The sequence below is a fragment of the Citrobacter sp. S55_ASV_140 genome, assembly GCF_018919505.1.
GTDB lineage: Bacteria > Pseudomonadota > Gammaproteobacteria > Enterobacterales > Enterobacteriaceae > Citrobacter > Citrobacter werkmanii.
The window spans coordinates 1-1545 of record NZ_JAHLQZ010000377.1; the positions used below are offsets into that span (position 1 = coordinate 1).

The window sequence follows — 1545 nt, forward strand, 5'->3', positions numbered from 1 at the left end:
AGACAAACCTGAATAATCTAGAGAAGCATTATTTAATGCTTGTGTAGTCTCTTCTACTACCGACGTAATAACATCAGGGAAATAGTCAGGGAACACTAAACGCATTTGTTTAGTGATAGCCTCTGCTGTCTGTTGCTTACGTTCTTCAGCGTAACGTTGAATATCTGCAAGCTCTTTAGTTTGTTCTTCTGCTGTTATCTGAGCCAATACAGAAGATTGATTTTCTTTACTGGCTATCACAGGAACTAAAGCGTTAAGAGCCTCAGCAGCCTTTAGACGTTCTCTAAGCTGTTCAAGCTCCTGCTGCATTGCATTAAGTTGCTCATTGCTCTGTGGGGCTTCTGTTGGCTTAGAACCACGCTTGTTAGTAGTGATACCAAGCAGCTTATTCATCTGAACAGCATCAACCTTACCACCTGCTTCTAAAATAGCTTTAACAGCAGCAGTTTTAGTAAAACTACCTTTATCATATTCAGCTTTTAATTTCTTACCTTCTTGAATACGTTTGTTACGTGACTCAGTATCACGAGCAGGTATTTTAAATACATCAATATCAATCAGAGCAACTATTTGCTTATTAGTAAAAGTAGTCATTATTTCTACCTATAGTCATGAGGAAAGGGCGTATTATAACGCCCTAATATTAATTAAAAATCTGTAGCTATATTACGAGTGACAGTAGCAGCTTCAATAGCTAAACGCATTGCTGATACGCCTTGAAGTGCATTAAGAGCAGCAGAACCACCAACACGAGTGTGTGATTGTGTACGTTCACCAACAAACCACGGTGCATAATGCTGAACATCAGAATAGGATGTTGTGTTACCAATGACTACTACATCACGATTGCTCTCAATTGAACTAAGATCAAAATGGCCTTGAGTACCATGACTATCAATGCAACGATAGATAGTCTCTTCTTGTCTCCAACCCATATAAATAGAACCATTAACATTAATAACAAAAACTTCGTTTACTTCTACGGCTGCAAATGTAACTAACTTAATAGTGATATTCATGTTCATTCTCTTATCTATAGTGTAATTAAAGCGGGGCTATTCCACTCCTATTGAGGAAGAGATAATTAGCTAATTATGCTTATACATTCTTTGTAACGTTGAGAAACATAATTGATCTATTCATGATCAATAATCATGCCCTTCATGCTGTGTACAACCATCATTCACCGATACTATTTAACGGATACATCAACGGACAATCTACGGAGACAGGCAGTGATATGTTCCCGCGTGTTGTGTTAGCCCGTATGTGATGACAATGGGGCATGTAGTACGGGAAAAGCTTTATAACGCGGGAGTTATTTACAGTTAAAACTATACCCGCTTGTTATGTCGTGCCTTGCAAAAGGCTAAGACTCACGATGATCACTGACGGTGGAAGCTCCGCGACGATGAAAGAGATGATGAACTACGTAGATTTGCGTAGATGAAATAGGGTCTGCTTATGGATGGTATAGCTATGAGGTAGCCTTCATACTCAGCAACATGCAGAAGTCATACACAAAACATAAGGGTAGTGTAGCTA

General features: G+C 38.9%; 2 protein-coding genes. Both read right to left on the reverse strand.

The genetic code is table 11. The annotated features are described in order from the left end of the window. Positions 1-594 (reverse strand): hypothetical protein (locus tag KQJ18_RS23940; RefSeq protein ID WP_216422945.1); only part of this gene is annotated, 594 nt, incomplete at its 3' end. 53 nt (positions 595-647) lie between these two features. Beyond that, a complete protein-coding gene (locus KQJ18_RS23945) occupies positions 648-1019 on the reverse strand; it encodes a hypothetical protein (RefSeq protein WP_216422946.1) in 372 nt (123 codons plus the stop codon). Positions 1020-1545: the final 526 nt, after the last annotated feature.

Excerpts from the sequence above, each read along its gene's own strand:
- KQJ18_RS23945 (WP_216422946.1), bottom strand. The coding sequence starts at position 1,019 with ATGAATATCACTATTAAGTTAGTTACATTTGCAGCCGTAGAAGTAAAC.